Below are 26,234 nucleotides of genomic sequence, written 5' to 3'. Positions count from 1 at the left end.
CCGTCACCCGGGCCGCCGGGCCATGCCCGAGAGACAGTGCGGACAGTGGGCTGGCCATTGGCCCGGGCGGGCCTTCGTCAAAACCGCCAGGCGCTCACAATCCAGAAGACCGCGAACCCCGTCCACAGGATCGTGAAGCCCCAGGCCCAAAGGGGTCCACCGAACAACGCCATGAAACCGAGCACTCCGACCCCGGGGGCCACAAAGAGCCAGCCGAAGTTGGGGAAGGCGAAGAGGCCCGAGAGCCGCCCGCTGATCGCTCCCCACGCACCCGTCGCCAGGATCAGGCAGCCCACCGTGAGCCACCATATGACCCCCTCCTGCGAGGAGGTCAGGTAGGAGTGGGTATGGCCGCGTACCTTCAGCTTCACGACCTCGCCCTGCCATAGCCGGACTTCGGTGCGGTCGCCCGCCTTGGCCTTGTCGTACATCTCCGAATCCACCGACAACCAGGCGGTGCGGCCGGGCCACCGGACCTTGACGTCGTAGTACGGCGTACACGTGGTGCTGCCTCCGTTCGTCCCGTCGTAGGTGTGGGAGCAATGCTCGCCCTTCCGACGGTCGAGCACCGTGCCCGCCTCGCGCCGCACGCACGCCTCGTCGTCGCCCCCGCTCCCCCTCTGACTCCCGGCCTCGCAGACCGGCGCGTCGAGGTACACCAAGGTCTCCCTGTACCCTTCGGCGACCTGCTGACCGCAGAGAAGGACGCCCCATCCAGCCGCGAGGACGACCAGTGCCCGTAACCAGATAGGCAGCCGCCTGCGGTACCAACTCTGCCTGTACCCCGTTGTTTTCACTCGGCCGTGATTCCCCTCGGGCTGAGTCCTTATCCCCTGCGAGGGGCGGCAGGGGTGGGCCGGGAGCCCATCCCCGCGTGTGCGGGGAACAGGCCGATCGCGCGCCCCGCCTCGGCGAGGTCTCGGGGCCATCCCCGCGTGCGCGGAGAGCAGTTGGCGGCGGCCTGGACCAGGCCCTCCGCGTCGGGGCCATCCCCGCGCGCGCGGGGAGCAGTCCAGCTCGGCGGCGGTCAGCTCCGTGGTGTCGGGGCCATCCCCGCGTGCGCGGGGAGCAGCACGGACCTACCGAGCCACACAGTCGGTGCACGGGGGCCATCCCCGCGTGCGCGGGGAGCAGGTGCGTCCGGAAGGGCGGCCGACGGAGCTGGAGGGGCCATCCCCGCGTGCGCGGGGAGCAGTAGGCCTGACGCTCCTCGCCGGTCAGGCCACGGGGGCCATCCCCGCGTGCGCGGGGAGCAGCGGCCGTCGGCGTCCTGGTGGCCGGTGAAGTCGGGGCCATCCCCGCGTGCGCGGGGAGCAGTCCGCAGCGAGGGCCCGCCCGGTGGCTGCGTGGGGGCCATCCCCGCGTGCGCGGGGAGCAGCTCGAGCTGCCGGTGAACGGCGAGGTGGCGGAGGGGCCATCCCCGCGTGCGCGGGGAGCAGTCCCGGAACGCGGGGTCGGTGGTGGCGTGCTTGGGGCCATCCCCGCGTGCGCGGGGAGCAGGCCATGTGCCGACTCCGCGGCGACGAGCGCCAGGGGCCATCCCCGCGTGCGCGGGGAGCAGGGCCGCGCCCACTGGGTCACCCACCTGCGGCGGGGGCCATCCCCGCGTGCGCGGGGAGCAGAACAAGGTGCAGCGCGATGGTTCTCACCACAGGGGGCCATCCCCGCGTGCGCGGGGAGCAGACACCCCCGGACCACTCGCCTGGTCGCGGGGGGGCCATCCCCGCGTGCGCGGGGAGCAGAGGTCTTGCGCTCAGACAGTGATCATGGTGTCGGGGCCATCCCCGCGTGCGCGGGGAGCAGGGGCGCGCCACCGCTCCGCGGCGGCACGTCGGCGGGCCATCCCCGCGTGCGCGGGGAGCAGCTCGTCGCCCTGGCCCTCGTCGGCGGCGGCCAGGGGCCATCCCCGCGTGCGCGGGGAGCAGAGGTCATCGCGGTTGGTCGACGTGCCGATGCGGGGGCCATCCCCGCGTGCGCGGGGAGCAGAACGATCTCGGCCGGTTTTGCTCGCTCTTCTAGGGGCCATCCCCGCGTGCGCGGGGAGCAGTGCTGCCCGGCGATTTGACCAGATCCGGGCAGAGGGGCCATCCCCGCGTGCGCGGGGAGCAGTCGAAGACCCAGAGTCGGGTCAGGCCACCGTAGGGGCCATCCCCGCGTGCGCGGGGAGCAGTTGATCGTCCAGCCGGCCTGGCCCGGGCTATAGGGGCCATCCCCGCGTGCGCGGGGAGCAGTACCCGTGATCATGTCGGCAACCTGGGATCGGGGGGGCCATCCCCGCGTGCGCGGGGAGCAGTTGCTGTCGGCGCTGAAGTACATGACGGGGACGGGGCCATCCCCGCGTGCGCGGGGAGCAGGGTGCACGCTGGCACTGCGGAGGGTGGCATGAGGGGCCATCCCCGCGTGCGCGGGGAGCAGGACTACTCGGAGACTGATCCGGTCATCCCGCCGGGGGCCATCCCCGCGTGCGCGGGGAGCAGCCGACCAAGGATCGGCTCCTGGACGAGCTCAAGGGGCCATCCCCGCGTGCGCGGGGAGCAGTTGACCCCGGCGAGACCAGTGCAGAGATCTCTGGGGCCATCCCCGCGTGCGCGGGGAGCAGATCGGGTCCTCGGGAGTGTCGGTCTGCGGGGAGGGGCCATCCCCGCGTGCGCGGGGAGCAGCCCGATGGCTGCGGCCGACGGTTCCGGCATCCGGGGCCATCCCCGCGTGCGCGGGGAGCAGCGACCATCAGTAGTCCCTTCCCGCGATGCGGAGGGGCCATCCCCGCGTGCGCGGGGAGCAGTGATAAGAGCAGCCATACATCTCGGCAATCTGGGGGCCATCCCCGCGTGCGCGGGGAGCAGAAAGGATGCCAAGGAGTTTGCCCGTGCCAAGATGGGGCCATCCCCGCGTGCGCGGGGAGCAGAGTGCGTGACCTGCGAGTTTACAGTGCAGGACCCATGGTTTTGACGAGTTTCACCGATTCCGACAAAAGCCCCACACCACCCTATTGGGTTCCTGTCATAAAGATCTGGTCGAGAACCCGATCATAGGAGCGCCTCCGTGTCGGCGTCTGCCGATCGCTCTGAACCAACGGCAGCAAGAGGGGCGGCGCCGCACCGAATCGGCGTCTCCACCCTGGAGGGCCCGGACCGACGCGCCCTGCGGTGGAGAGCAAGGCCCTGCTGTCCGCCCATCGCGCAGCGATCGGTCACGGCCTGTGGGCCGCAAGGCGACCCGGCCCGAAGTTTCTACGTCAGCCCCGCTGCCCGGGCCCGTTCCACCGCCGGGCCGATGGCCTTGGCGACCGCCTCGATGTCGGCCCGGGTGGAGGTGTGGCCGAGGGAGAAGCGCAGGGTGCCGCGGGCGAGGTCCGGGTCGACGCCGGTGGCCAGCAGGACGTGGCTGGGCTGGGCGACGCCCGCGGTGCAGGCGGAGCCGGTGGAGCACTCGATGCCCTGGGCGTCCAGCAGGAGCAGCAGGGAGTCGCCCTCGCAGCCGGGGAAGGTGAAGTGGGCGTTGGCCGGGAGGCGGCCCTGCGGTGAGGGGTCGCCGCCGAGGACCGCGTCCGGGACCGCCGTGCGCACCGCCTCGATCAGCTCGTCGCGCAGTGCGCCGATCTCGCGGGCGAACCACTCGCGCCGCTCGGCGGCGATCCGGCCGGCCACGGCGAAGGAGGCGATCGCGGGGACGTCGAGGGTGCCGGAGCGTACGTGCCGCTCCTGGCCGCCGCCGTGCAGGACGGGCACGGGGCTGTGGTCGCGGCTCAAAACCAGCGCGCCGATGCCGTACGGCCCGCCGATCTTGTGGCTGGAGACCGTCATCGCGGCCAGCCCCGAGGCGGCGAAGTCGACCGGGACCTGACCGAAGGCCTGCACCGCGTCGGAGTGCAGCGGGATGCCGAACTCGGCTGCCACCTCGGCGAGTTCACGGATCGGCTGCAGGGTGCCGATCTCGTTGTTGGCCCACATGACGGTGACGAGGGCGACATCGGCGGGATTGCGGGCGATGGCCTCGCGCAGCGCCTCGGGGTGGACGCGCCCGTAGAAGTCGACCGGGAGGTACTCGACGGTGGCGCCCTCGTGCTCGCCGAGCCAGTGGACGGAGTCGAGGACGGCATGGTGCTCGACGGGGCTGGCCAGGACGCGGGTACGGGCCGGGTCGGCGTTGCGGCGGGCCCAGTACAGGCCCTTGACCGCGAGGTTGTCGGCCTCGGTGCCGCCGGAGGTGAAGACGACCTCGCTGGGGCGGGCGCCGAGGGCCTCGGCGAGGGTTTCGCGGGACTCCTCGACCGTGCGGCGAGCCCGGCGGCCGGACGCGTGGAGGGAGGAGGCGTTGCCGGTGACCCCCAGCGCGGCGGTCAGCGCCTCTGCCGCCTCCGGGAGCATGGGGGTGGTCGCGGCGTGGTCGAGGTAAGCCATGATGAGGCCGATTCTACGGCCGCTCACGGCCGCCCCGCGGCTCAGGACGGCGGGTGTCGAAAGGCCCCGGACACCGGCCCTTGGTCCGCCTGGGCGAGGGCCGGGCGGACCAAGGGCCGGTGCGTCACCCGGGCGGCGGCCCGGCCGGCCGGTGGCGGCCGTCAGCCCAGTTTGACCCGCGCGAGCTGCCGGGACTGCGCCACCAGCCGGTCGGCGCTGTCCCAGACCTCGGCGTCCTCCTCCAGGAAGCCGCCGGCGAAGTTGCGGGTGGTGGTGGACACGCGCAGCGGGCCCGGTGCCGGGCGGCAGCGGACGTGCACGGTCAGTTCGACGGTCGGCACCCAGCCCTTGACGCCGAGCTCGAAGGCGGTCGGGGGCAGCGCGTCCACGGCGAGCAGCAGGGAGAGCGGGTCGTGGTCGCGGCCGTCGGCGAGACCGAACCAGGCCCGCATCTCGCCCTTGCCGGAGGGCGAGCCGAGCGCCCAGCCGAGGGTGGCCGGATCCAGTTTGAGCATCAGCCGGTCGGTGATGGCCGAGCTGCCGGGGACCGGGGCCGGGCCGTCCTGCGGGCCGAAGCACTGCTCCATGGGCGGGATCGCGGGCGGCTTCGCCGCGGTGCGCACGTCGTCGGGCAGGGCGTCGAGGTCGCCGTAGGTGGCCAGGACGCGGATGCGCTCCACCTCGCGGCCGTCCTCGTCGTACTGGAAGAGGGAGGCCTGGCCGGTGGAGAGCGTGCGGCCGGTGCGGGCCACCTCCGTGCGCACGACGGCCGGGCCGGGACGGGACGCGGTGAGGTAGTGCGCCGAGATGGTGAACGGGTCCGGGTGCGGCAGGGCGTGCGCGAGGGCGCGGCCGAGGACGGCCAGCAGATAGCCGCCGTTGACGGCGTTGATGATGGTCCAGCCGGCGGAGAGCTCGGTGTCGTACACGCCGGGGGCGCGCTCGGTGACCGCGGTGTCACGGTCGAACTCGCTGTCGCCGATCGTGGCTCCCGCGGCCTGGGTGGTGACTGCTTCTGACATGGGTGAACAGTACAACAGGAAATTACTAAGCGGTAGCTTTTCGGTCGTACAGGAGCAATGTTCCGGCCTCTGTCCCGCAGGTCCGTGAGGCCGCCGGCCGCGCCCGCGCGGGCCGGCCTTACTCCTCCCGCACCGTCGAGCGCCGGTTCCAGGCCCGCGGAGCGCGCCAGTGGTACCGCATCGCGAGCAGCCGCAGGACGAAGGCGGTGGTCGCGGCGAAACCGCTGGTGAACGGGGTCAGCACGTCGTAGCGGATGCACAGCGCCACGATGGTGGCGCCAACGGTCGCCGGAACCGCGTACAGGTCGCGGTCCCAGCGCAGCAGCGACGGCACCTCGTTGGCGAGCACGTCCCGCAGCACCCCGCCGCCCACGGCGGTGGCCAGGCCGAGCGTCGCCGACGCGGTGAGGCTGAGTCCGTAGTCGTACGCCTTGATCGTGCCCGCGACGCAGAACAGACCGAGACCGGCCGCGTCGAAGACGTTGACGGCGGCCTGGATGCGCTCCACCTGCGGGTGGAGGAAGAAGACCAGGGCCGTGGCGAGCAGCGGGGTGAGGAAGTACCCCAGGTCCGTGAAGGCGGCGGGCGGCACGGCACCGATGACCAGGTCGCGGAAGAGCCCTCCGCCCAGACCGGTGACCTCCGCGAGCACGGCCAGGCCGAAGACGTCGAGGTTCTTGCGCACGGCCAGCAGGGCACCGGAGATCGCGAAGACGAAGATGCCGATCAGCTCGAGCGCGTGCAGGACGGACGGGGTGAACAGTTGCTGGAGCACCCTAATATTCTCACCCAGAAAGAACCCCTCGCCTTACAAAGCAAGGCGAGGGGTGGGATGAGCTTTTTATCCGAGGGGGCTGACCGGGCGAAGGCCCGGATCACGGCGGAAACCCGGGAGCCGGGTCACACGGCCTTCTCGGTCTCCTCCGAGGCCTCCGCCTTCTCGGCCCCTTCGGTCTTCTCGGTCTTCGGAGCCTTCTTCGGAGCCTTCTTCGGGGCCTCCGTCTTCTCGGACTTCTCCGCCTCCGCGGCCTTGGCCTTCTTCGGGGCCTCCTTCTTGTCGGCTCCCTCGGCCTTCGTGGCCTTCTCAGCCTTTTCAGCCTGCTCAGCCTTCTCAGCCGTCGCGGCCTTCCCCGAGGTCTCCTTCTTCTCGGCTCCCTCGGTCTTCGCGGCCTTCGCGGCCTTCGCGGCCTTCTCAGGCTTCGCGGACTCCTCAGCCTTCTCAGCCTTCGCAGCCTTCTCGGCTCCCTCGGCCTCCTCGGCCTTCTCCGAGGCCTCCGCCTTCCCGGCCGCCCTGGCCCCCTCGGAGACCGGCTTGTCCTCCGCGCCCTCGCGTGCCGCCGACACGACCTCGCCCGTGACCCGCCGCAGCTTTCCGGCCGCGATCTCCTCGGCGTAGTGGCAGGCCACCCGGTGGCCGCCGCCGAGGTCCCGCAGCTCGGGGCGCTCGGTCGCGCAGCGCTCGGCCTGGGCCCAGGGGCAGCGGGTGTGGAAGCGGCAGCCGCTGGGCGGGTTGGCCGGCGAGGGCAGGTCGCCGGTGAGCAGGATGCGCTCGCGGCGGTCCTCCACGTCCGGGTCCGGCACCGGCACGGCCGACATCAGGGCCTTGGTGTACGGGTGCTTGGGCTCGGCGTAGAGGACGTCGCTCGGCGCCTCCTCGACCAGCGAGCCCAGGTACATCACGCCGATCGTGTCGGAGATGTGCCGGACCACCGCGAGGTCGTGGGCGATGACGACGTACGTCAGGCCGAGCTCGTCCTGGAGCTCCTCCAGCAGGTTGATGACCTGGGCCTGGACCGACACGTCGAGCGCGGAGACCGGCTCGTCGCAGATGATGACGTCCGGTTCGAGGACGAGGGCGCGGGCGATGCCGATGCGCTGGCGCTGACCGCCGGAGAACTCGTGCGGGTAGCGGGAGAGGGCGTTGGAGGGCAGGCCGACCCGCTCCAGGATCGACTTGATCTTCTCCCGGCGCTCCTCCTGGTTCTTGCCGATGCCGTGGGCGATCATGCCCTCGGTCAGGATCGACTCGATGTTCTGCCGGGGGTTGAGCGAGCCCAGCGGGTCCTGGAAGACCATCTGGAGCCGGCGCCGGAAGCGGCGCATCTCCTCGCCGGACAGCTTCGCCAGATCGGTGCCGTCGAGGACGACCGAGCCCTCGGTGATGTCCACCAGCCGCAGCACCGCCCGTCCCAGGGTGGTCTTGCCGCAGCCGGACTCGCCGACCAGGCCGTAGGTCTGCCCCGCCTCGACCTTCAGGGACACTCCGTCGACGGCGTAGACATGGCCGACCGTGCGGTCGAACAGGATCCCCTTCTTGATGGGGAAGTGGACCTTGACGCCGTCCAGTTCGAGCAGGCTCATGCGGGGACCTCCTCGGCCTTCGCGTCGTCGAGCACGGGGTTGACGCACCGCACCAGGTGACCGGCCGCGCGGGGCTCGGTCAGCTGCGGGGTGCCGGTCAGGCAGCCCATCTCGTACCGGTCGCAGCGGGGCGCGAAGGCGCAGCCGTCGGCCCAGGCGATGCGGTCGTTGATCGAGCCGCGGATGGGCTTGAGCGGCTCGCCCCGGGGAGCGTCCAGACGCGGGATGGAGCCCAGCAGTCCGTGCGCGTAGGGGTGGGTGGGGTGGGCGAACAGCTCACGGCGGCCGGCGGACTCCACGACCTTGCCCGCGTAGAGCACATTGACCTGGTCGCACAGACCGGCGACGACGCCGAGGTCGTGAGTGATCATCAGCAGGGCGGTGCCCTCCTGGTCCACCAGTTCCTTGAGCAGCTCCAGGATCTGCGCCTGGATCGTCACGTCGAGGGCCGTGGTGGGCTCGTCGGCGATGAGCAGACGCGGGGCGCAGGCCACCGCCATGGCGATCAGGGCGCGCTGGCGCATGCCGCCGGAGAGCTGGTGCGGGTACTCCTTCAGGCGCCGGGTGGGGTCGGGGATGCCGACCCGGTCCAGCAGATGGGCGGCCTCCTTGCGGGCGGCCTCGCCCTTCAGCCCGCGATGGCGCTCGAGGATCTCGGTGACCTGCACGCCCACCGGCACGACCGGGTTGAGCGAGGACAGCGGGTCCTGGAAGATCATCGCCATCTTGCTGCCGCGCAGGTCGCGGCGGGCGGACGGGCTCAGAGCGAACAGGTCCGTGCCGTCGAACTCGGCACGGCCGCCGATGGTGACGCCCTTGGCCGGCAGCAGGCCCATCAGTGCCAGGGAGGTGACGGACTTTCCGCAGCCGGACTCGCCGACCAGGCCCACGACCTGACCCTGGTCGATGGAGAAGGAGACGCCGTCGACCGCCCGGTACGCCTTGCGACCGCGGCCTTCGAAGGTGACGGTCAGTTCGTCGACAGTAAGCAGAGACATGGTGGTTCAGCCCCTCAGCTTCGGGTCGAGGGCTTCCCGCATGGCCTCTCCGAGAAGGGTGAAGCCGAGGGCGGTGACGATGATGCCGACGGCGGGGTAGACCGCCATCATCGGCGCGTTGTCGAAGAAGCGCTGCGCCTGGGCGAGCATGACGCCCCACTCGGGAACGGCCGGGTCGGGGTTGCCCAGACCCAGGTAGGACAGGGCGGCCGCCTCGATGATCGCGGTGGCCAGGGAGAGCGTGGCCTGCACGATCACCGGGCTGAGCGAGTTCGGGACGATCTGCGAGAGCACGATGCGCCGCTTGCGCACGCCCAGGGACTGGGCCGCGAGCACATAGTCCGCTCCGCCCTGCGCCAGCATGGAGCCGCGCAGCAGCCGGGCGAACACCGGCACCTGGACCACACCCACGGCGATCATCACGGTGGCCAGCGACTGGCCCATGACGGCGGCGACGGAGACGGCCAGCAGCAGCGAGGGCAGCGCCAGCATCATGTCGATCAGACGCATGATGACGGAGTCGACGCGCCTGCCGGCGTTGCCGCCGAGGGTGGCGGCGGCTCCAGAGAGACCGCCGATCAGGAAGCCGATGGACAGGCCGATCAGGGTGGAGACGACACCGACGAGCAGGGTCTGGCGGGCGCCGACCAGCATGCGGGAGAACATGTCCCGGCCGATGTGGTCGAGTCCGAACCAGTTGCCGGCGCGCGGGCCGACGAACTCGCCCCGGTTGGGGAAGACTTCGCCGCGCCAGGTCTGGGCGGTCGGGGAGTGCGGGGCGACGTAGGGGCCGATGATCGCGATGACGACGAACACGGCGATGATGACCGCGCCGATGATCGCCATCTTGCTGTGCCTGAGGCGGCGGAAGGCCTCCCGCCACAGGCTGGCGCCGGTGCTGGTCTCCTTGGTCGCGGTCAGTTCCGCGAGGCGCTGGATCTTGTCAGTCTTGGTGGCGACACTCATACTCAGTGCACCCGCACTCTCGGGTCGATCAGGCTGTACGCCAGGTCCACCAGCAGGTTGATCAGGACGTACACCATCGCGATGAACATGATGAACCCGACGAGCACGGGGTAGTCGCGGGCGTCGATGGCGGTCCGGATGAAGGAGCCGATCCCGCCGAAGGAGAACACCGACTCGGTCAGGACCGCGCCGGACAGCAGGGAGCCGGTGAGCAGGCCGACCGTGGTGACCACGGGGAGCATCGCGTTGCGCAGCACGTGCCGGGTGCGCACGACGCTCCGCTTGAGCCCCTTGGCCTCCGCGGTGCGGACGTAGTCCTCGTCCTGCACCTCCAGGACGCTGGCGCGGGTCATGCGCACGATGACCGCGAGCGGGATGGAGGACAGGGCGACGGCGGGCAGGACCAGGTGCATGATCGCGTCCCAGGAGGCGTCGAACTCCCCGGTGAGGATGCCGTCCAGGACGGCGAGGCCGGTCACCTCGGTGGCGTTGATGCCGGTTTCCTGGCGGCCGTAGCTGGGGAAGATGCCGAGCTGGACGGCGAAGATGCCCTTGAGGATCAGAGCGAGGAAGAAGACCGGGATGCAGATGCCGACCAGCGAGCCGGACACGGCGGTGACGTCGAGCCAGCCACCGCGGTTGCGCGCGGCGAAGTAGCCGAGCGGGACGCCGACGGCCACGGCGAGGAACATCGCGCTGAGGGACAGTTCCACGGTGGCGGGGAAGCGCAGGACGAACTCGTCCCACACCGGCTGTCCGGTCTGGGTGGACGTCCCCAGGTCGAGTTCGGTGATGCGCTTGAGGAAGCGCCAGTACTGGACGTAGACGGGTTGGTCGAGCCCGAGCGCGCGGTTGATGCGCGCCACCTCGGCCTCGGTGGCCTTCTCCCCCAGGATCGCCGAGGCGGGTCCACCGGGCAGCCGGTTGAGCCACAGGAAGAGCAGAACCGACAGGCCGAGCAGCGTGGGTATGAGCTGGAGCAGTCTTCGTACAACGAGACGCAGCACCCCGCATGCCCCTTTCTTGGTGTTGTCGTACATGAACGGACCCGCCCGGCCGCCGGGTTACGACGGCCGGGCGGACCCCCGTTTGCGGTTTTCTGCCGCGTGCTCGCTTACTTCTTGAAGGAGGCCTCGGCGAAGATCTCCTGCGTCAGCGGGGAGACCTTGGGCGGGTTGACGTTCTTGCCGAAGGCGATCGCCGGCGGCGAGGACGAGAGCGGCACACCCGGCAGGTAGTCCATGATGACCTCGTTGGCCTTCTCGTAGGCGGCGATGCGGTCCTCGAGCTTGCCCATCTTGGATCCGGCGTTGACGGCGTCAAAGACCTTCTTGTCCTTGAAACCCCACTGCTTGTTGTAGCCGGAGAACCAGGTGCCGATGAAGTTGTAGCCGTCGTTGAAGTCGCCGGTCCAGCCCAGCATGTGCAGGGCGCAGGAGCCCGACTCGGTGGCGTCGAGGTAGTCCGGGGCCCACTTCATGGGCTTGGGCTTGACCTTGATGCCGGCCTTCTCCAGGTCGGCCTTCAGCAGCTCGAAGATGTCCTGCGGGGCAGGCATGTACGGGCGGGTGACCTCGGTCGGGTAGCAGAACTCGATCTCGAGCTTCTCCTCGCCGGCCTTCTTCAGCAGCTCCTTGGCCTTGGCGGTGTCGTGCGGGTACTGCTTGACGTTCTTGGAGTAGCCCGCGACCGTGTCCGGCATGAACTGGTCGGCGACCTTGCCGCCCTCGGGCAGCTGGGTCTTGACCAGGTTCTCGCGGTCGATGGCGTGCGCGATGGCCTGGCGGACTTCCTTCTTCTTCAGGGCCTTGTTGGCCCCCTGGCTCATGCCGAGGTAGAAGAGGTTGAAGACGTCACGCGTCGGGACGACGTAGCCCTGGTCCTTGAGGGTCTTGACGTCGGCCGGGGCGACGAGGTCGTAGCCGTCGATGTCACCGGCCTGGAGCGCCTGGCGGCGGCCCTCCTCGGTGTCGATGGTGCGGAAGATCAGCTTCTTGATCTTGGCCTTCTCGCCCCAGTAGTCGTCGAAGCGCTCGAGGACGACTTCCTTGTTGCCCTTGTTCCACTTGACGATCTTGTACGGGCCGGTGCCGGCGACCACGCCGGCCTCCTGGCTGTACTTGGGGTACGTGATGGCGTCGCCCTTGGCGGTCGCCTCCTGCTTCTCGTACTCCTTGATGGCCTTGGGCGAGTGGATCGCCAGGGAGTTGAGGGAGAAGCCGCCGGGGAGGTTGGCGGAGGGCTTCTTGACCTCGATGACGACGGTGTACTCGTCCTTCGCGGTGCAGGACTTGTAGTTCGGCTCGGGCGTCTCCTTGTCCTCGTTCTTCGCGAAGCCGCCCATGATGGTCTGCCAGTAGTAGGAGACCGCGCTGGACTGGTAGGTGCCCTTCCAGTGGAACCAGTGGTCGTAGTTGGCGCAGACCGCCTTGGCGTTGAGCTTCTCGCCGTCGTGGAACTTCACGCCCTTGCGGAGGTTGAAGGTCCAGACGGTGCCCTTGTCGTTGCTCGACCAGGTCTCGGCGAGACCGCCGACCAGCTTGGTGCCGCCCGGCTCGTGCTCGAGGAGGGCCTCGAACGCCTGGCGCGTCACACGGAAGGTTTCGCCGTCGCTCGCGAGGGCAGGATCCAGGGAGCCCGGGTCGCCCGCACCGGCGAAGACGAAGGTGTCCTTTCTGTCGCCGCTCTTGTTGCCGCTGTCCCGCTTGCTGGTGCAGCCCGCGGCGATCAGACTGACCGCGACTACGGCCGTGATCGCCCGAGCGGCTCGGGGCTTGAATATGCGCATTCTGGGGCCACTCCGGGTCCGCTATGTGGATGCATCTTGACTCGCTGAACACTACAGACGTTCGCAGGGAGTCAGGAACGGTCCGGATACCGGTGATACCTACCTGAGATCTGGACACTTGACATAAGGGGGCAGTTCAGGCGTCCCTTCACAAGAAGTTGATCCAATCGATACACAAGACGCCCCCTCAGGAGCCTCCGAGAAACCGTCAGATGGTGTGTAGAAACGGCAAAACCGCAGGTGACAGGCGGTTAGCAAGGTGTAGCTGAGCGCGCACGACCGCCGGCACGGCCGAAAATCCGACGTGACATCAGCGATGAGTTGTGAAGAAAGCCCAGCACCGGTCAGATGTCCATATGCTGGACAAGCGGTGACGCTGCGTGATCACATGCGAAGGCCCGGTGCGGTCGACCGCACCGGGCCTTTCGAGGGTCTGCCCCGGTCAGCGCCGGTATCCGTCCCGGTCAGTGCCGGTACCGGTTCCGTCCCGGTCAGTGCCGGTACACGGGCGGGTAGCCGTAGCCCGAGGCGGCGGGCGGTACGGCACCGTGCGCCTCGCGGTCGTAGAAGGGGCGGGAGTTGGCGCGCAGCCACATCGCGACCGGGTCGTACTCGTCGGACATCGCCACGGTCGACACCGGCAGCCCGTCGGGGACGGCGCTGACGGACTGCTGCATCATCGCGCGCACCGAGTCGACGGCGGCCGGCGAGGTGTCGTACACGTCCAGGCCGATGGCCAGGTACGGTTCTCCGAGCGCGGGCTGCACCCAGGCGCGGCGCAGCGAGCGGACCGCCGGGGTGCGGTGGGCGTTCTGGGTGAGCAGGGCGTAGAACTGCGGGACCTCGACGGTCGGCTCGGACAGTCTGAGCGGCCCCGCGGGCTGGCGGTCCAGGCCGGTGGCGATACGGCGCAGATCGAGCCAGGGGATGCCGACGCCGCCGCCCGGAGCGTGCGGGTTCAGCCAGAGGCCGTAGTGCTCGCGGTAGAGGATGCGGGCCACCTCGAGGCCGTCCACCACCTCGTACGACCGCATCCAGCCGCTGGCCGACAGCTCCTGAGCGGACGTCACGCAGGGCGCGTAGCCGTGGCCGTCGACCTCCATGCGCCCGTACTGGGCGTCGGGGGAACCCGCCTGGCCGTGCCACAGCAGCATCCAGACCCGGCCGGAGGACGGCGTCGCCAGTGCGCGCAGCAACACCTCGTAGGCGTCGTAACGCCCCGGCGTCACCTGGCGCAGCGCCTGCTCGACCTGCACGGCCGCCGTGCCGCTGGCGCTCACGCTCACCTTCTGTACCGCCCCTCCACGAGCCCCTTCGACACCCTGTGTACCAGGGCGTGCTCCCCGAAGTCCCGCCCGGAGACGCCCGGGATGTCCGACGATGCGGACGGGGCTTTCAGGAACACGCCGCGGCGACCGGAAAGGTACGCCGGGGCGCTCGCGGCGTCCGGTGCCGCACCGTCTTCCACGCCCTTCGTAACGGCGGGGAGCGCCGCGGGGCGAGGCAGCTCCCGCGTACCGGGGGGTACGCGGGCGGTGCGGCGGCACGACGAGGCGCCGTGCCGGGCGTCGCGAGCCGGTGAACCTTTTCGGTCGCAGCACTAGCTTAAGGCCGCCTGCGAACTCGGTACCCGTTGCCGTTTTTGCCACCGTGGGACGCTTGTGCCCATGCGGCGGTGTCCTCAGTGGTCGTGCCGGTAGAACGGCCGGATCTTTTCCCTCATCCAGTCGGTCACCGGGTCCTGGGCCACGTCCAGAAGGACCAGGTTGACCGGCCACCGGACCGGGGAGGCGGCCAGGGCACGGCCCAGGGCCTCCAGGGGGCGGGTCAGCAGGTCGCCCTCGAGGTGGGACAGCTCGACACCGATGAACATGACCGGGTCGGCCGTCTCGATGGCGGCCAGACAGCGCCGGGCGGTGCGGACCACGCCGATCGCCGCGAACTCGGCGGAGGCGGCGGAGAGGAAGTCCATCGGGTCGTCCTGCCAGTCGGGCTCGAAGAGGCGGACGCGGCCGCCGGTCTCCGGGCCGTCCAGCGGGGTGCGTCCCGCCCGGCACAGCTCGGCCACGGCCGGCGGCGGCAGCGGGACGCCGACCACGCCCTCCGGGTTGATGGCGATGCCGGCCTGCGGGGGCAGTCCGCGCGCGAACTCGACGGCGGGCGCGATGGTGTACGCCATGTGGGAGCCGACGACCTGACGGAACTGCTCCTCGGAGCTGAAGACCGGCACATACGCCTGGCCGTCGAGCTCCATCGCGGGCAGGTCGAGCGGACCGCTGTTCGGGCCCCCGCCATTGGGCAGGGGGACCCAGAGGAAGCTGCGGCTGAGGACCTCGATGATCCGGCCGACGGCCGACGGGACGCCGAGGGAGGCCGACAGCACCTCCTCCAGTTCGTTGCCGGGCCAACCGCCGTGCGGGTGGGGCTGGAGATGTGCCTGTGCCGGGAAATCCATCTACCTACCGCCTGCTGGAAACCACTGCTGTGACCGGAAGGTTATCCGGTACGGGAGCGAACTCGACCCGCCGCAGTGCCGCCGCGGCCTCGCGGTCCAGCAGGACCGCCGAGTCGCAGCCCCTCGGCAGCTCCCCCCGCCGCAGGACGCGCAGCAGACGGGCCGCCGCCCGGCAGTGACGCCGGAAGGCGTACGGGGAGACCCCCCGGCCGCGTTCCCGCTGGCCCGCCAGCGCGGTGCCGGGGGCGACGTCCAGCAGGATCAGGTGCAGGGCGGCGCCGCGGCGGCGGGCGGTACGGGCCAGCCAGGCGCGCACCCAGGGCTGGGTGCCGCAGTCGTGGACCACGACCGGGGCGCCGGAGCGCAGGGCGCCGCGCAGTCCGGCGTAGTGGGCGAGGCGGACCAGAGGGCGGTAGAGGACGTAGGGCAGGTACGGCGCCAGGCGGGCGTCCCAGCGGTCGCGGGTGTCCTGGGAGTCGATCCGCAGGCCCCCGCGCACCGCACGGCGCATCAGCGTGGACTTGCCGCCGCCGGGCAGGCCGGTCACCACGACCAGGTCGTACGGCCCGAAGCACAGCTCGTGCGGCCCGTTCTCTCCCCGCAGGTCCCGGACGGCGGCCCCGAGCCGCCGCGGCCGGACGGGAGCCGGCCCGGACAGCGGAAGGGGCAGCGCGGAGGACTGGGACGTCGCCTGTGGCCTGGGCCTGTTCACCGTCATCATCCTCCCCGGTTGGTCAGGAATGCACCTTCCCACCGAACGTAAAGAGAAGGTAATGGACGGTGTTCCGCGATTCCGTGTACGTACTGCCACGGGCCGGTCACAGGTACGGTCCTGCCGCGAACGCGCCGGTCGTGCAATGATGGGCGCCTCAACTGCATATCGGCCGTTTGAATCCGCGCGGGAGAGTCCCCGGCCGCGTTCGCCGGGGCGCCGAAGGAGCAAGTCCCTCCCTTGAATCTCTCAGGCCCCGTTACCGCGCGGGCGAGGCACATCTGAAAAGCGGGCCGCCGACGGCGGCCCCACCCAAGGTGCAAGCCGTGGCCGTCCGCCCGACGGCGGTCGCGGCGAACCTCTCAGGTTCCGATGACAGATGGGGAGGACAGCAGACCCGTCCTCGTCCTTTCTGTCCTGGAGACCGACCGATGAGCAGTACCGACGCCCCTCGACTCCGCCGTACCCCGCTCGACGCGCTGCACCGCTCGCTCGGCGCGACCATGACCGACTTCGCCGGCTGGGAGATGCCCCTGCGCTACGGCTCCGAGCGCGAGGAGCACCTCGCCGTGCGCACCAGGGCCGGTCTGTTCGACCTCTCCCACATGGGCGAGATCACCGTCACCGGACCGCAGGCCGCCGCGCTGCTGAACTACGCCCTGGTCGGCAACATCGCCACCGTGGGCCCGGGCCGTGCCCGCTACACCATGATCTGCCGGGCCGACGGCGGCATCCTGGACGACCTGATCGTCTACCGGACGGGCGAGAGCGAGTACCTGGTCGTCGCCAACGCCTCCAACGCCCAGGCGGTGCTCGACGCGCTCACCGAGCGGGCGGCCGGCTTCGACGCCGAGGTCCGTGACGACCGGGACGGCTACGCGCTGCTCGCCGTCCAGGGGCCCGAGGCCCTCGCCGTCCTCAAGCCCCTCACCGACGCCGACCTGGACGGACTGAAGTACTACGCCGTTCTGTCCGGCACCGTCGCGGGCGTCCCCGCGCTGATCGCCCGCACCGGGTACACCGGCGAGGACGGCTTCGAGCTGTTCGTGGCCCCGGGCGACGCGGAGCGGCTGTGGCAGGCGCTCACCGAGGCCGGCGCCCCGGCCGGTCTGGTGCCCTGCGGCCTGTCCTGCCGCGACACGCTGCGCCTGGAGGCGGGCATGCCGCTGTACGGCAACGAGCTGTCGACGGCGCTGACCCCGTTCGACGCGGGGTTCGGCCGGGTGGTCAAGTTCGACAAGGAGGGCGACTTCGTGGGCCGCGAGGCCCTGCTGGCCGCCGCCGAGCGGGTGGCCGCCGAGCCGTCCCGGGTGCTCGTCGGCCTGGTCGCCCAGGGCCGCCGGGTCCCGCGCGCCGGCTACGCGGTCGTCGCGGACGGAAAGGTGATCGGCGAGGTCACCTCCGGTGCCCCCTCCCCCACCCTGGGCAAGCCGATCGCGATGGCCTACGTCGACGCCGCGTACGCCACGCCGGGCACGACGGGTGTCGCGGTGGACATCCGGGGCAGTCACGAGCCGTACGAGGTGGTGGCGCTGCCCTTCTACAAGCGGCAGAAGTGACACCGGCGCGGCGGCCGGCCGGCCCCGGGGCGGGCCACGTCACCCCTGATCACAGGCACCTTTTCCCTTCCCTCAGCCATCAGCACCCCCCGCGTACAGGAGGAATCAGGCCATGAGCAACCCTGAGCAGCTGCGCTACAGCAAGGAGCACGAGTGGGTGTCGCCCGCCGAGGACGGCATCGCCACGGTCGGCATCACCGAGTTCGCGGCCAACGCGCTCGGCGACGTCGTCTACGCCCAGCTCCCGGAGGTCGGCTCCACGGTGACCGCGGGCGAGGCCTGCGGCGAGCTGGAGTCCACCAAGTCGGTGTCCGACCTGTACGCCCCGGTCAGCGGTGAGGTCACCGAGATCAACGAGGACGTGGTGAACGACCCGTCGCTGGTGAACTCGGCTCCGTTCGAGGGCGGCTGGCTGTTCAAGGTGCGCGTCACGAGCGAGCCGGACGACCTGCTCTCCGCCGACGAGTACGCCGCCCACACGGCCGGCTGAGAAACGGGACGACGCGCATGACCGAGCGGAAGACCGTTCTCGACACGCCCCTGCACGAGCTCGACCCGGACGTGGCCGCCGCGGTCGACGCCGAACTGCACCGCCAGCAGTCCACCCTCGAGATGATCGCCTCGGAGAACTTCGCCCCGGTGGCGGTCATGGAGGCCCAGGGCTCGGTCCTCACCAACAAGTACGCCGAGGGCTATCCGGGCCGCCGCTACTACGGCGGCTGCGAGCACGTCGACGTGGTCGAGCAGATCGCCATCGACCGCGTCAAGGCGCTGTTCGGCGCCGAGCACGCCAATGTGCAGCCGCACTCCGGTGCCCAGGCGAACGCGGCCGTGATGTTCTCGCTGCTCGAGCCGGGCGACAGGATCATGGGCCTGGACCTCGCGCACGGCGGGCACCTGACCCACGGCATGAGGATCAACTTCTCCGGCAGGCTCTACGAGGTCGTCGCCTACCACGTGGGCGAGGACGGCCTGGTCGACATGGCCGAGGTGGAGAGGCTGGCCAAGGAGTCCCGGCCGAAGCTGATCGTGGCCGGCTGGTCGGCCTATCCGCGGCAGCTGGACTTCGCCGCGTTCCGCCGGATCGCGGACGAGGTCGGCGCCTACCTCATGGTCGACATGGCGCACTTCGCCGGCCTGGTCGCCGCGGGTCTGCACCCGAACCCGGTGCCGCACGCGCATGTGGTCACCACCACCACCCACAAGACGCTGGGCGGCCCGCGCGGTGGGGTGATCCTGTCGACGGCCGAGCTGGCCAAGAAGATCAACTCCGCGGTCTTCCCCGGTCAGCAGGGCGGTCCGCTGGAGCATGTGATCGCCGCCAAGGCGGTGGCCTTCAAGATCGCGGCGAGCGAGGAGTTCAAGGAGCGCCAGCGCCGCACCCTGGAGGGCGCCCGCATCCTGGCCGAGCGTCTGGTGCGAGACGATGTGAAGGCGGCCGGCGTGGACGTGCTGACCGGCGGCACGGACGTGCACCTGGTCCTGGTGGACCTGCGCGACTCCGAGCTGGACGGCCGGCAGGCCGAGGACCGGCTCCACGGGATCGGGATCACGGTCAACCGCAACGCGATCCCGAACGACCCGCGTCCGCCGATGGTCACCTCGGGCCTCAGGATCGGCACGCCGGCCCTGGCGACCCGCGGCTTCACGGCCGAGGACTTCACCGAGGTGGCGGACGTGATCGCCGAGGCGCTGAAGCCGTCGTACGACGCCGATGCCCTCAAGGCCCGGGTGAAGGCCCTGGCCGACAAGCACCCGCTCTACCCGGGGCTGCACTCGTAAGCCCCCTTCCGGCGGCGCCGCGCGCGGAACCGGAGACCCCGCCCCGCGCGCGGCGCCCGCCCGCTTCTGCACCACCCCGCACTGAGGAGGCACCGTGGCCATCTCGGTCTTCGACCTGTTCTCGATCGGCATCGGCCCGTCCAGCTCCCACACGGTCGGCCCGATGCGGGCCGCCCGGATGTTCGCGCGCAGGCTGCGCAACGAGGGCCTGCTGGAGCGGACCGCCTCCGTCCGCACGGAGCTGTACGGCTCCCTCGGCGCCACCGGCCACGGCCACGGCACGCCCAAGGCGGTGCTGCTGGGCCTGGAGGGCGAGTCCCCGCGGACGGTGGACGTGGAGACGGCGGACGAGAGGGTCGAGAAGGTGAGGACCTCGGGCCGTCTGCGCCTTCTCGGCGAGCACGAGATCGCGTTCTCCTTCGACGACGACCTGGTCCTGCACCGCCGCAAAACGCTGCCCTATCACGCCAACGGCATGACCCTGTGGGCGTACGACGCCTCGGGCGCCGAGCTGCTGACCAGGACGTACTACTCGGTGGGCGGCGGCTTCATCGTGGACGAGGAGGCGGTGGGCGCGGACCGCATCAAGCTGGACGACACGGTGCTGAAGTACCCCTTCCGCACGGGCGACGAACTGCTGCGCCTGACGCGGGAGACGGGCCTGTCGATCTCGTCGCTGATGCTGGAGAACGAGCGGGCCTGGCGCACCGAGGAGGAGGTGCGCGAGGGCCTGCTGGAGATCTGGCGGGTGATGCGGGAGTGCGTCGCGCGGGGCATGAGCCGCGAGGGCATCCTGCCGGGCGGTCTGAAGGTGCGCCGCCGCGCGGCCGTCACCGCCCGCCAGCTGCGGGCCGAGGGCGACCCGGCGAGCCGCGCCATGGAGTGGATCACCCTCTACGCGATGGCGGTCAACGAGGAGAACGCGGCCGGCGGACGGGTGGTCACCGCCCCGACCAACGGCGCGGCCGGCATCATCCCGGCGGTCCTGCACTACTACATGAACTTCATCCCCGGCGCCGACGAGGACGGCGTGGTCCGCTTCCTGCTCGCCGCGGGAGCGATCGGCATGCTCTTCAAGGAGAACGCCTCCATCTCCGGCGCCGAGGTCGGCTGCCAGGGCGAGGTCGGCTCGGCCTGCTCGATGGCGGCGGGCGCCCTCGCCGAGGTCCTGGGCGGCACCCCCGAGCAGGTGGAGAACGCCGCCGAGATCGGCATGGAGCACAACCTCGGCCTCACCTGCGACCCCGTGGGCGGCCTCGTCCAGATCCCCTGCATCGAGCGCAACGGCATGGCCGCCGTCAAGGCCGTCACCGCCGCCCGCATGGCCCTGCGCGGCGACGGCAGCCACAAGGTCTCCCTGGACAAGGTCATCAAGACGATGAAGGAGACCGGCGCCGACATGTCCGTGAAGTACAAGGAGACGGCCCGGGGCGGACTGGCGGTCAACATCATCGAGTGCTGACCGGGCCTTCGGCAGGGCCCGCCCGGCCGCGGTGAGGAAACGGCGGCCGAGCGGCAGGCCCGGCCCGCAGCCCCGGCCCCGGCTCCGTGCGCGGGGCCGGGGTTCTTCTTGTGGACGGTCAAACCGTCCATGAGTCCATGGACGACCAGTCCGTGGCCGGTCCGGTCCGTCCCTGCCCTGTCGGCCGTCATGCACGGAAGGGCCACCCCCTGCCCTCCTGCCACCATGGGCCGCCGAGGCCGCCGACGGTCCCGTGACGCCGGAGGCTGCTGCTGACACTGTGTCATACCTCTCTCTGTGCGGCCCTTGTTCCTTGAGGGACTACCGTTCGGTAACCCTTCTCTCCTACGCTGCCGCTCAACTCAGCGACAGCAAAGGGGAGTTGTTGTATGGGCAGGGCAAGACGTGCGGCGGCGCTGCTGGGTGCCGCCGCATTGCTGTGGGTGCTGCCGGGCCACGCCGGGGCGGCATCGCCGAAGTTCTCCGAGACGACGTCGATCGGGGTGCACAACGCGTACGAGAAGTCGACCTACGCCTACTTCGCGCAGGCGCTGGACTCCGGCGCCTCACTGCTCGAGATCGACATCTACACCGATCCCCTGACCCGGCGCTGGCGGGTCAGCCACAGCAACCCGCTGGGCAACGACAACAACTGCGAGGCCGCGAAGACGCCCGGCGAGCTGTACAGCAAGGGCCGCAACCAGGACTTCGGCAGCTGCCTGGACAACATCGCCGCCTGGCACCAGCTGCACCCGGACCACCGGCCGATCGTCTTCAAGGTGGAGATGAAGAACGGCTTCAACAACACCATCGGCATGGGGCCCGACGAGTTCGACACGCTGGTGCGGCAGAAGCTCGGCGACATGGTCTACAAGCCCTCCGACCTGCTGGGCGGCACATATCCGACACTGGACGCGGCTGCGAAGGCCGGGGCCTGGCCGTCCCGGGACGAGCTGACCGGCAAGGTCATCTTCGAGCTGATCCCGGGCACGCTGGAGCAGGCCAACCCCTTCGACCACTACTGGACCGACCAGGAGTACGGCGACCATCTGCGCGATCTGTACGCCGCCGGGAACATCGCCACGGCCCAGGCCTTCCCCGCCGTCCTCGGCGCGGCGGCCGGCGACCCGCGCACCAGCCGCTACGACGCCTCGATCCGCCCCTGGTTCGTGTTCTTCGACGGGGACGCGGCGACCTACGTCAACAAGGGCTACGACACGTCCTTCTACGCGGCGAACCACTACATCCTGATCGCCACGGGGGCGGCCGGTGTCTCACCGCCGATCTCCTCGACCAACCCCACGGACGCGGAGGTGGCCGCCCGGCTGTCCCTCCTGGCCCAGAAGCACGCCAGCATCATCACCTCGGACTGGTCGGCGAAATCGCCCGCCGTCCTGGGCTCGGTGGTCGACCGGGGCTGACGCCCGACGAGGGACAGGGACTGATATTCGAACCTCCCGAAAGGGTCGTACAGGGGAAGGGCGGGGCAGAACCCTACCGACTACTCCTTCCCCCCACAGCTCTTCAGGGAGTACACCCCATGCTGCACGGCATCGATGTGAGCGCCTATCAGTCCTCCACCTACAGCACGAGCGGCCTCTCCTTCGTCTTCATCAAGGCGACGGAGGGCCGCTCGTACGTCAACCCCAAGCTCAACGCCCAGACCAAGCACGGACGCGACGCCGGTCTGGTCGTCGGCTTCTACCACTTCCTGTGGCCGGGCAACATCACGGCCCAGGCGGAGTACTTCGTCTCCCACGCCCCGGAGAAGGCGGGCGACATCCTCGCCGTCGACTGGGAGACGACAGGCGAGGGCACCCACGCCAGCAACGCGGAGAAGGACCAGTTCATCCGCAAGGTCAAGGCCCTCCGCCCCAACAACCGGGTGATCCTCTACGCCAACCGCCACTTCTGGCTCACCATCGACACCACCTCCTACGCGGGCGACGGCCTGTGGATCGCGGACTACGTCACCGCCGGACACCCCCGCATCAAGGCCAAGTGGCTCTTCCACCAGTACACCGACAATCCGCTCGACAAGAACGTGGCGAACTTCAGCAGCAAGGCGGCGCTCAAGGCCTGGGCGACGGGCTCCTGAACCCGAGGTCAGGAGCCCACAGTCAGGGTCAGGGGCCCGTGGTCCGTGCGTCTATCCCCGGAAGTCCGCCGGGCGTTCGGGAGACGCCTCCCCCAGGGCCTTGACGACGGCGTCGACGCCTCCGCGCATCCCGTACACCGGAGTGCCGGGCTGCTGACGCCAGGAGTCGTCGATGCCGCCGGCGTCCACCGCGTCGAAGCCGATCTCGTCGATGAGCCGCCTGACCTTCGCCTTGGCCGCCTGGTCGTCCCCGGCCACCGGGAGCGCCATGCGTCCGGGGTCGCCGGCCGGGCGAGGGCGTTCGAGGAGGTCCCGGGCGTAGGTGCCGTTGAACGCCTTGACCACCGGGTGGCCGATCTGCCGCTCGGTCCAGCGGCTCTCGGTGAGCCCCTCGTCCTCGATCGCCGCGATCCTGCCGTCCCGCTCCCGCGGGTAGTAGTTGCCGGTGTCGATCACCGCCACGTCCTCGGCCGCCCCGTCGAGCAGCCCGGCCGGCAGGTCCGGTACCGCCTTCAGGGGGACGGTGACCACGACCACCTCGGCGTCGCGCGCCGCCTCCTCGGCACGTACGGGTGTCGCGCCGGTCTCCTCGGCCAGCGCGGTGAGAGTGTGCGGCCCCCGTGAATTGGCGACGGAGACGTCATGGCCCGCGGCGGTGAACCGCCGGGTCAGATTGCCCCCGATGTTCCCCGCGCCGATGATGCCGATCTTCATGTCCGCTCGCCTCGCCCTTCCGGGGTCGCTGTCGCGTGGAGCTCTGACAACGATGTGCAACCCCGGTGGCGGGTGAACTATTCCGGGGCTGCGCCGAGCGGGTGAGACGCGGGAGCGGATACGGGCGGGGCGCCCGGTCACGGCCGCCGGGCGCCCTGCTGTCCGCGTCACCAGTTCCTTCCGAGGATGCCCCGGCCTTCGGGCCGGGCAGGAATCGGACCCCTGCGGAGCAGGGCGGGGAAAGAGCGATCGCCGTCAGGGCGATTGGTCGTCTGCCGGGACGTTGCCGCGCCCGGTCTCAAGCCGGTGGACGATCTCGGAGTTGAGGGACCGCCGGTTGCGCTTGGCGACGGCGACGAGCCAGGCGTGAAGATCCGCAGGCAGGCGGAGCGTGATGCGCACTTCTTTGCGATCCATACCTCAACCGTAGTGGCAAAATGCTGTCATGACGGCACGACAGGACAGCGCGGAGGGTACGGGGCGCGCCCGGTACACCTACCGGCTCCGTGTGTCGTCGACCGCGCTGCGTCTGCTGCTCGCGGAGTGGGACCGCTGCCGGTGGGTGTGGAACGAATGCGTCGCCACGTCCCGGCAGGTGCACGCCCACAACCGGGCACACCCGAACGAGAGGCTGACGTGCGGCCCGGCACAGCTCGACAAGATGCTGACCGAAGCCCGCGCCCGCACGCCGTGGCTGCGTGACGGTGCATCGGTGCCGCAGCAGCAGACCATCCGCGGCTTCGCCAAGGCGCGCACCAAGGCGCTCAAGGACATCGAGAAGCGACTGCCGGCAAGGCAGCGCACGGGCCTACCGAAGTGGAAGAAGAAGCGAAAAGCGCTGCCGACGCTGAACTACACCCGGCGGGGCTTCCGGCTCAAGGACGGCCGCCTGCACCTGGCGGGCGGCATCGCCCTGACCGTGGTGCGGTCCCGGAACCTGCCGTCCGCGCCGTCGTCGGTGCGCGTGTACCAAGACAGCCTGGGGCACTGGTACGCCTCGTTCGTCGTCGCCGCCGAGGTCCAGCCGCTTCCCGCCACCGGGCGGGTGCTCGGCGTGGACTGGGGTGTCAAAAAGATCGCCACCATCACATCCGACGCCCACGACCTGCCCCACCCGCAGCACGGGAAGACGGCCGCGCGGAAACTGGCCCGCTACCAGCGGATGATGGCCCGCCGCAAGCCTGCGAAGGGCAAGCCCGAAAGCAGGGGATACCAGCACGCCAGACGGCAGGCGGCGAAGCTGCACAAGAAGGTCGCCCGGCAGCGGCAGGACACCGCCCGCAAATGGGCCAGGCGCGTCGTGACCGACCACGACGCGATCGCTGTCGAGGACTTCCGCCCGAAGTTCCTCGCGAAGACCACCATGGCCCGCAAGGCGGCCGACGCCGCGATCGCCGCCACCAGGACGGCCCTGATCGAGATGAGCCGCAAGCACGGGCGGGACATCCGTCTCGTGCACCCCGCGCACACCACCATGGACTGCGCATCGTGCGGAGCGAGAACCAAGCACGCACTTCCTCTGTCGGAACGTACCTACACCTGCACCGCGTGCGGCCTCGTCTCCCCCAGGGACAAGAACTCCGCACGCGTGATGCTGGTCCGGGCTGGTCTCACCCCGGCTGGTGCTGAAGGCGCAAGACCTCCGGGAGCGCTGCTCCCGGAGGCAGCCTGAGCCAGGAATCCCCCGCCCTTCAGGCGGGGGAGGATGTCAATTGTTCAGGTAGGACCAGAATTCGTCGAAGGACAGGACCTTGTCACCGTTCAGGTCGCGGGTTTTGATGATCGCCTCCGCCACCGCTTCGGTGACGTTCCAGTCGCCCCCCTGGGCCAGGGCGGACTTGAACTCGGCGGCGGTGATGAATCCGTCACCGTCCGCATCGATCCGCTGGAACTCCTTGCGTGCTTCCTCGATGTCCGCCACCGATCCGCCCCTTGTGCAGTGCGTTGTTCTGTCTTGCTGTCGTACTGACGCAGGTCAGATTAACGGCCCGGCCAGGCCTTCAGTGCCGCAACCACCCAGCCGAACTCCTCCTGATGCCTCGGGGGCTCCGGCTCCCCCCTGACGGCGGACACCAGCTCCCGGTAGCGGGCGACCTCCTGGCCCAGGTCGATGCGGCGCAGGACGGCCGCCCGGTCGGCGTCCGCGCCCAGCAGCTCCGTCAGTACGGCGTCCGCCTCGGGATCGTCGGGCGCCACACCCCGTGCCCGTGCGTCCCCGACCAGTTCGACGAGCCGCCGGAAGAACCACTTCGAGGCGCCGGCTGGGGTGTCCGGACCGCGGTCGGCGGCGTTGTACTCGATCATCCTGCGCATCGCGGCCCGGAAGTCCGGGTCCTGCAGCAGTTCCACCAGTTCCACCCAGGCGTCGACCTGCTCGGGAGTGGGATCGTCCGGCAGGCTCACACCGATGCTCCGCGTCCGCTCCCGGATCCAGGGGTCCGCCGTGTCGAGCCCATGGAAGATCTCGTCCACGAACTCGTCCACGATCCGCTGCCGCTCGGTCGCCGACAGCCGTGCCAGTCTGTTCATCAGTGTCGTCTCCTCCGCGCTCGAACCGCGCCGCGCCACGATCGACAGCACCGCACGGGTCACCTTCAGCGAGGCGATCTGCGCGTCCAGCGCCGCCACGTGCGCGGCCGCGACCTCCGCGACCGTCCGCTCCCCCGCCAGCACCCGGCGCACGTCGTCGAGGCCGAGGCCCAGTTCACGCAGGGTGCGGATCAGCTCCAGGCGGGCCACGGACGCGGTGTCGTAGAGGCGGTAACCGCCCGGGGAGCGGGTCACCGGGGGCAGGGCGCCCTCGTCGGACCAGTAGCGGATGGTCCGCACGGTCAGTCCGGTGGCCCGGGCCAGTTCGCCGATCGTGAGGAGTCCGGTGCCGTCTTCCGTCATGGGGGCGAGTCTGGGGCCTCCAGTG

The 26,234-nt window shown here is 70.4% G+C and carries 23 protein-coding genes, 1 CRISPR repeat array and 2 riboswitches; of the genes, 7 read left to right on the top strand and 16 right to left on the bottom strand.

What is annotated here, in order from left to right; all coding sequences use genetic code 11:
* Window positions 1-77: 77 nt before the first annotated feature.
* The 12 genes from ABD224_RS13805 to ABD224_RS13750 all read right to left on the bottom strand — a co-directional run bounded on the left by ABD224_RS13805 (window position 78) and on the right by ABD224_RS13750 (window position 15,708).
* Window positions 78-659, bottom strand: a complete 582-nt coding sequence (locus ABD224_RS13805; protein ID WP_344049823.1) for a hypothetical protein — start codon at window positions 657-659, stop codon at window positions 78-80.
* Between the two features lie 201 nt (window positions 660-860).
* Window positions 861-2,905: direct repeats of the CRISPR family, unit length 29 nt; unit sequence GGGGCCATCCCCGCGTGCGCGGGGAGCAG.
* 325 nt (window positions 2,906-3,230) lie between these two features.
* Window positions 3,231-4,400, bottom strand: a complete 1,170-nt coding sequence (locus ABD224_RS13800) for a cysteine desulfurase family protein (RefSeq protein WP_344049822.1) — start codon at window positions 4,398-4,400, stop codon at window positions 3,231-3,233.
* Window positions 4,401-4,561: 161 nt separating this feature from the next.
* Window positions 4,562-5,422 (bottom strand): thioesterase family protein, encoded by an 861-nt coding sequence (locus tag ABD224_RS13795; protein ID WP_344049821.1) that lies wholly within the window; start codon window positions 5,420-5,422, stop codon window positions 4,562-4,564.
* Window positions 5,423-5,540: 118 nt separating this feature from the next.
* Window positions 5,541-6,197, bottom strand: coding sequence for a trimeric intracellular cation channel family protein (locus tag ABD224_RS13790; protein WP_344049820.1), 657 nt, complete (start codon window positions 6,195-6,197; stop codon window positions 5,541-5,543).
* A gap of 125 nt (window positions 6,198-6,322) precedes the next feature.
* The gene (locus tag ABD224_RS13785; RefSeq protein ID WP_344049819.1) at window positions 6,323-7,783 is read right to left on the bottom strand and encodes an ABC transporter ATP-binding protein; all 1,461 of its coding nucleotides are present in this window, start codon (window positions 7,781-7,783) and stop codon (window positions 6,323-6,325) included.
* Window positions 7,780-8,781 carry an ABC transporter ATP-binding protein gene (locus tag ABD224_RS13780; protein ID WP_344049818.1) on the bottom strand — a complete coding sequence of 334 codons (1,002 nt, stop codon included), beginning with the start codon at window positions 8,779-8,781 and terminating at the stop codon, window positions 7,780-7,782. The genes ABD224_RS13785 and ABD224_RS13780 overlap by 4 nt, the downstream gene beginning before the upstream one ends.
* Before the next feature lie 6 nt (window positions 8,782-8,787).
* Window positions 8,788-9,747, bottom strand: a complete 960-nt coding sequence (locus tag ABD224_RS13775; RefSeq protein ID WP_344049817.1) for an ABC transporter permease — start codon at window positions 9,745-9,747, stop codon at window positions 8,788-8,790.
* A gap of 2 nt (window positions 9,748-9,749) precedes the next feature.
* The gene (locus ABD224_RS13770) at window positions 9,750-10,754 is read right to left on the bottom strand and encodes an ABC transporter permease (protein WP_344049816.1); all 1,005 of its coding nucleotides are present in this window, start codon (window positions 10,752-10,754) and stop codon (window positions 9,750-9,752) included.
* Window positions 10,755-10,861: 107 nt separating this feature from the next.
* Complete coding sequence (locus ABD224_RS13765) at window positions 10,862-12,535, bottom strand: ABC transporter substrate-binding protein (protein WP_344049815.1); 1,674 nt, start codon at window positions 12,533-12,535, stop codon at window positions 10,862-10,864.
* Window positions 12,536-13,026: 491 nt separating this feature from the next.
* Entirely contained in the window at window positions 13,027-13,815 is a 789-nt protein-coding gene (locus ABD224_RS13760) for an enhanced serine sensitivity protein SseB C-terminal domain-containing protein (RefSeq protein WP_344049814.1), read from the bottom strand.
* Window positions 13,816-14,216: 401 nt separating this feature from the next.
* Window positions 14,217-14,990: an enhanced serine sensitivity protein SseB gene (locus ABD224_RS13755; RefSeq protein WP_344049812.1), complete on the bottom strand. Its 774-nt coding sequence runs from the start codon at window positions 14,988-14,990 to the stop codon at window positions 14,217-14,219.
* 4 nt (window positions 14,991-14,994) lie between these two features.
* Window positions 14,995-15,708 (bottom strand): AAA family ATPase, encoded by a 714-nt coding sequence (locus ABD224_RS13750; RefSeq protein WP_344049811.1) that lies wholly within the window; start codon window positions 15,706-15,708, stop codon window positions 14,995-14,997.
* Window positions 15,709-15,879: 171 nt separating this feature from the next.
* A riboswitch (glycine riboswitch) is annotated at window positions 15,880-15,977 on the top strand.
* Window positions 15,978-16,091, top strand: a riboswitch (glycine riboswitch).
* Window positions 16,092-16,133: 42 nt separating this feature from the next.
* Here ABD224_RS13750 and gcvT point away from each other — a divergent pair.
* From gcvT to ABD224_RS13720, 6 genes are all read left to right on the top strand, one after another.
* Window positions 16,134-17,261: a glycine cleavage system aminomethyltransferase GcvT gene (gene gcvT, locus ABD224_RS13745; RefSeq protein WP_344049810.1), complete on the top strand. Its 1,128-nt coding sequence runs from the start codon at window positions 16,134-16,136 to the stop codon at window positions 17,259-17,261.
* A 112-nt stretch (window positions 17,262-17,373) separates the two neighbouring features.
* Complete coding sequence (gene gcvH, locus ABD224_RS13740; RefSeq protein ID WP_344049809.1) at window positions 17,374-17,751, top strand: glycine cleavage system protein GcvH; 378 nt, start codon at window positions 17,374-17,376, stop codon at window positions 17,749-17,751.
* A 17-nt stretch (window positions 17,752-17,768) separates the two neighbouring features.
* A complete protein-coding gene (gene glyA / locus ABD224_RS13735) occupies window positions 17,769-19,043 on the top strand; it encodes a serine hydroxymethyltransferase (RefSeq protein WP_344049808.1) in 1,275 nt (424 codons plus the stop codon).
* A gap of 94 nt (window positions 19,044-19,137) precedes the next feature.
* Window positions 19,138-20,505 (top strand): L-serine ammonia-lyase, encoded by a 1,368-nt coding sequence (locus ABD224_RS13730; RefSeq protein WP_344049807.1) that lies wholly within the window; start codon window positions 19,138-19,140, stop codon window positions 20,503-20,505.
* A 389-nt stretch (window positions 20,506-20,894) separates the two neighbouring features.
* Complete coding sequence (locus ABD224_RS13725) at window positions 20,895-21,926, top strand: phosphatidylinositol-specific phospholipase C domain-containing protein (RefSeq protein WP_344049806.1); 1,032 nt, start codon at window positions 20,895-20,897, stop codon at window positions 21,924-21,926.
* 119 nt (window positions 21,927-22,045) lie between these two features.
* On the top strand, window positions 22,046-22,603 hold the full coding sequence (locus ABD224_RS13720; protein WP_344049805.1) for a GH25 family lysozyme: 558 nt from the start codon (window positions 22,046-22,048) through the stop codon (window positions 22,601-22,603).
* 51 nt (window positions 22,604-22,654) lie between these two features.
* On the opposite strand, the gene ABD224_RS13715 is transcribed toward ABD224_RS13720, so the two are convergent.
* Both ABD224_RS13715 and ABD224_RS13710 read right to left on the bottom strand, forming a co-directional pair.
* Entirely contained in the window at window positions 22,655-23,371 is a 717-nt protein-coding gene (locus tag ABD224_RS13715) for an NADPH-dependent F420 reductase (RefSeq protein ID WP_344049877.1), read from the bottom strand.
* A 201-nt stretch (window positions 23,372-23,572) separates the two neighbouring features.
* Window positions 23,573-23,734, bottom strand: a complete 162-nt coding sequence (locus ABD224_RS13710) for an Arc family DNA-binding protein (protein ID WP_344049804.1) — start codon at window positions 23,732-23,734, stop codon at window positions 23,573-23,575.
* 28 nt (window positions 23,735-23,762) lie between these two features.
* On the opposite strand from ABD224_RS13710, the gene ABD224_RS13705 reads away from it, so the two are divergent.
* Complete coding sequence (locus ABD224_RS13705) at window positions 23,763-24,989, top strand: RNA-guided endonuclease InsQ/TnpB family protein (RefSeq protein WP_344049803.1); 1,227 nt, start codon at window positions 23,763-23,765, stop codon at window positions 24,987-24,989.
* 36 nt (window positions 24,990-25,025) lie between these two features.
* Here ABD224_RS13705 and ABD224_RS13700 read toward each other — a convergent pair whose 3' ends face one another.
* Complete coding sequence (locus tag ABD224_RS13700) at window positions 25,026-25,238, bottom strand: EF-hand domain-containing protein (protein ID WP_344049802.1); 213 nt, start codon at window positions 25,236-25,238, stop codon at window positions 25,026-25,028.
* 59 nt (window positions 25,239-25,297) lie between these two features.
* Window positions 25,298-26,209, bottom strand: a complete 912-nt coding sequence (locus ABD224_RS13695) for a helix-turn-helix domain-containing protein (RefSeq protein ID WP_344049800.1) — start codon at window positions 26,207-26,209, stop codon at window positions 25,298-25,300.
* Between the last annotated feature and the right edge of the window lie 25 nt (window positions 26,210-26,234).

This window comes from Streptomyces thermoalcalitolerans (genome assembly GCF_039525155.1).
Classification (GTDB): Bacteria; Actinomycetota; Actinomycetes; order Streptomycetales; family Streptomycetaceae; genus Streptomyces; species Streptomyces thermovulgaris.
The sequence above is the reverse complement of the archived record's forward strand: the minus strand, read 5'-3'. Positions and strand labels throughout refer to the sequence as shown.

Bases quoted from the DNA above. Each gene is read 5' to 3' on its own strand.
- ABD224_RS13800 (WP_344049822.1), bottom strand. From the start codon at position 4,400: ATGGCTTACCTCGACCACGCCGCGACCACCCCCATGCTCCCGGAGGCG.
- ABD224_RS13795 (WP_344049821.1), bottom strand. From the start codon at position 5,422: ATGTCAGAAGCAGTCACCACCCAGGCCGCGGGAGCCACGATCGGCGAC.
- ABD224_RS13785 (WP_344049819.1), bottom strand. From the start codon at position 7,783: ATGAGCCTGCTCGAACTGGACGGCGTCAAGGTCCACTTCCCCATCAAG.
- ABD224_RS13780 (WP_344049818.1), bottom strand. From the start codon at position 8,781: ATGTCTCTGCTTACTGTCGACGAACTGACCGTCACCTTCGAAGGCCGC.
- ABD224_RS13775 (WP_344049817.1), bottom strand. From the start codon at position 9,747: ATGAGTGTCGCCACCAAGACTGACAAGATCCAGCGCCTCGCGGAACTG.
- ABD224_RS13765 (WP_344049815.1), bottom strand. From the start codon at position 12,535: ATGCGCATATTCAAGCCCCGAGCCGCTCGGGCGATCACGGCCGTAGTC.
- ABD224_RS13755 (WP_344049812.1), bottom strand. From the start codon at position 14,990: ATGGATTTCCCGGCACAGGCACATCTCCAGCCCCACCCGCACGGCGGT.
- ABD224_RS13750 (WP_344049811.1), bottom strand. From the start codon at position 15,708: ATGACGGTGAACAGGCCCAGGCCACAGGCGACGTCCCAGTCCTCCGCG.
- gcvT (WP_344049810.1), top strand. From the start codon at position 16,134: ATGAGCAGTACCGACGCCCCTCGACTCCGCCGTACCCCGCTCGACGCG.
- gcvH (WP_344049809.1), top strand. From the start codon at position 17,374: ATGAGCAACCCTGAGCAGCTGCGCTACAGCAAGGAGCACGAGTGGGTG.
- glyA (WP_344049808.1), top strand. From the start codon at position 17,769: ATGACCGAGCGGAAGACCGTTCTCGACACGCCCCTGCACGAGCTCGAC.
- ABD224_RS13725 (WP_344049806.1), top strand. From the start codon at position 20,895: ATGGGCAGGGCAAGACGTGCGGCGGCGCTGCTGGGTGCCGCCGCATTG.
- ABD224_RS13720 (WP_344049805.1), top strand. From the start codon at position 22,046: ATGCTGCACGGCATCGATGTGAGCGCCTATCAGTCCTCCACCTACAGC.
- ABD224_RS13710 (WP_344049804.1), bottom strand. From the start codon at position 23,734: ATGGATCGCAAAGAAGTGCGCATCACGCTCCGCCTGCCTGCGGATCTT.
- ABD224_RS13705 (WP_344049803.1), top strand. From the start codon at position 23,763: ATGACGGCACGACAGGACAGCGCGGAGGGTACGGGGCGCGCCCGGTAC.
- ABD224_RS13695 (WP_344049800.1), bottom strand. From the start codon at position 26,209: ATGACGGAAGACGGCACCGGACTCCTCACGATCGGCGAACTGGCCCGG.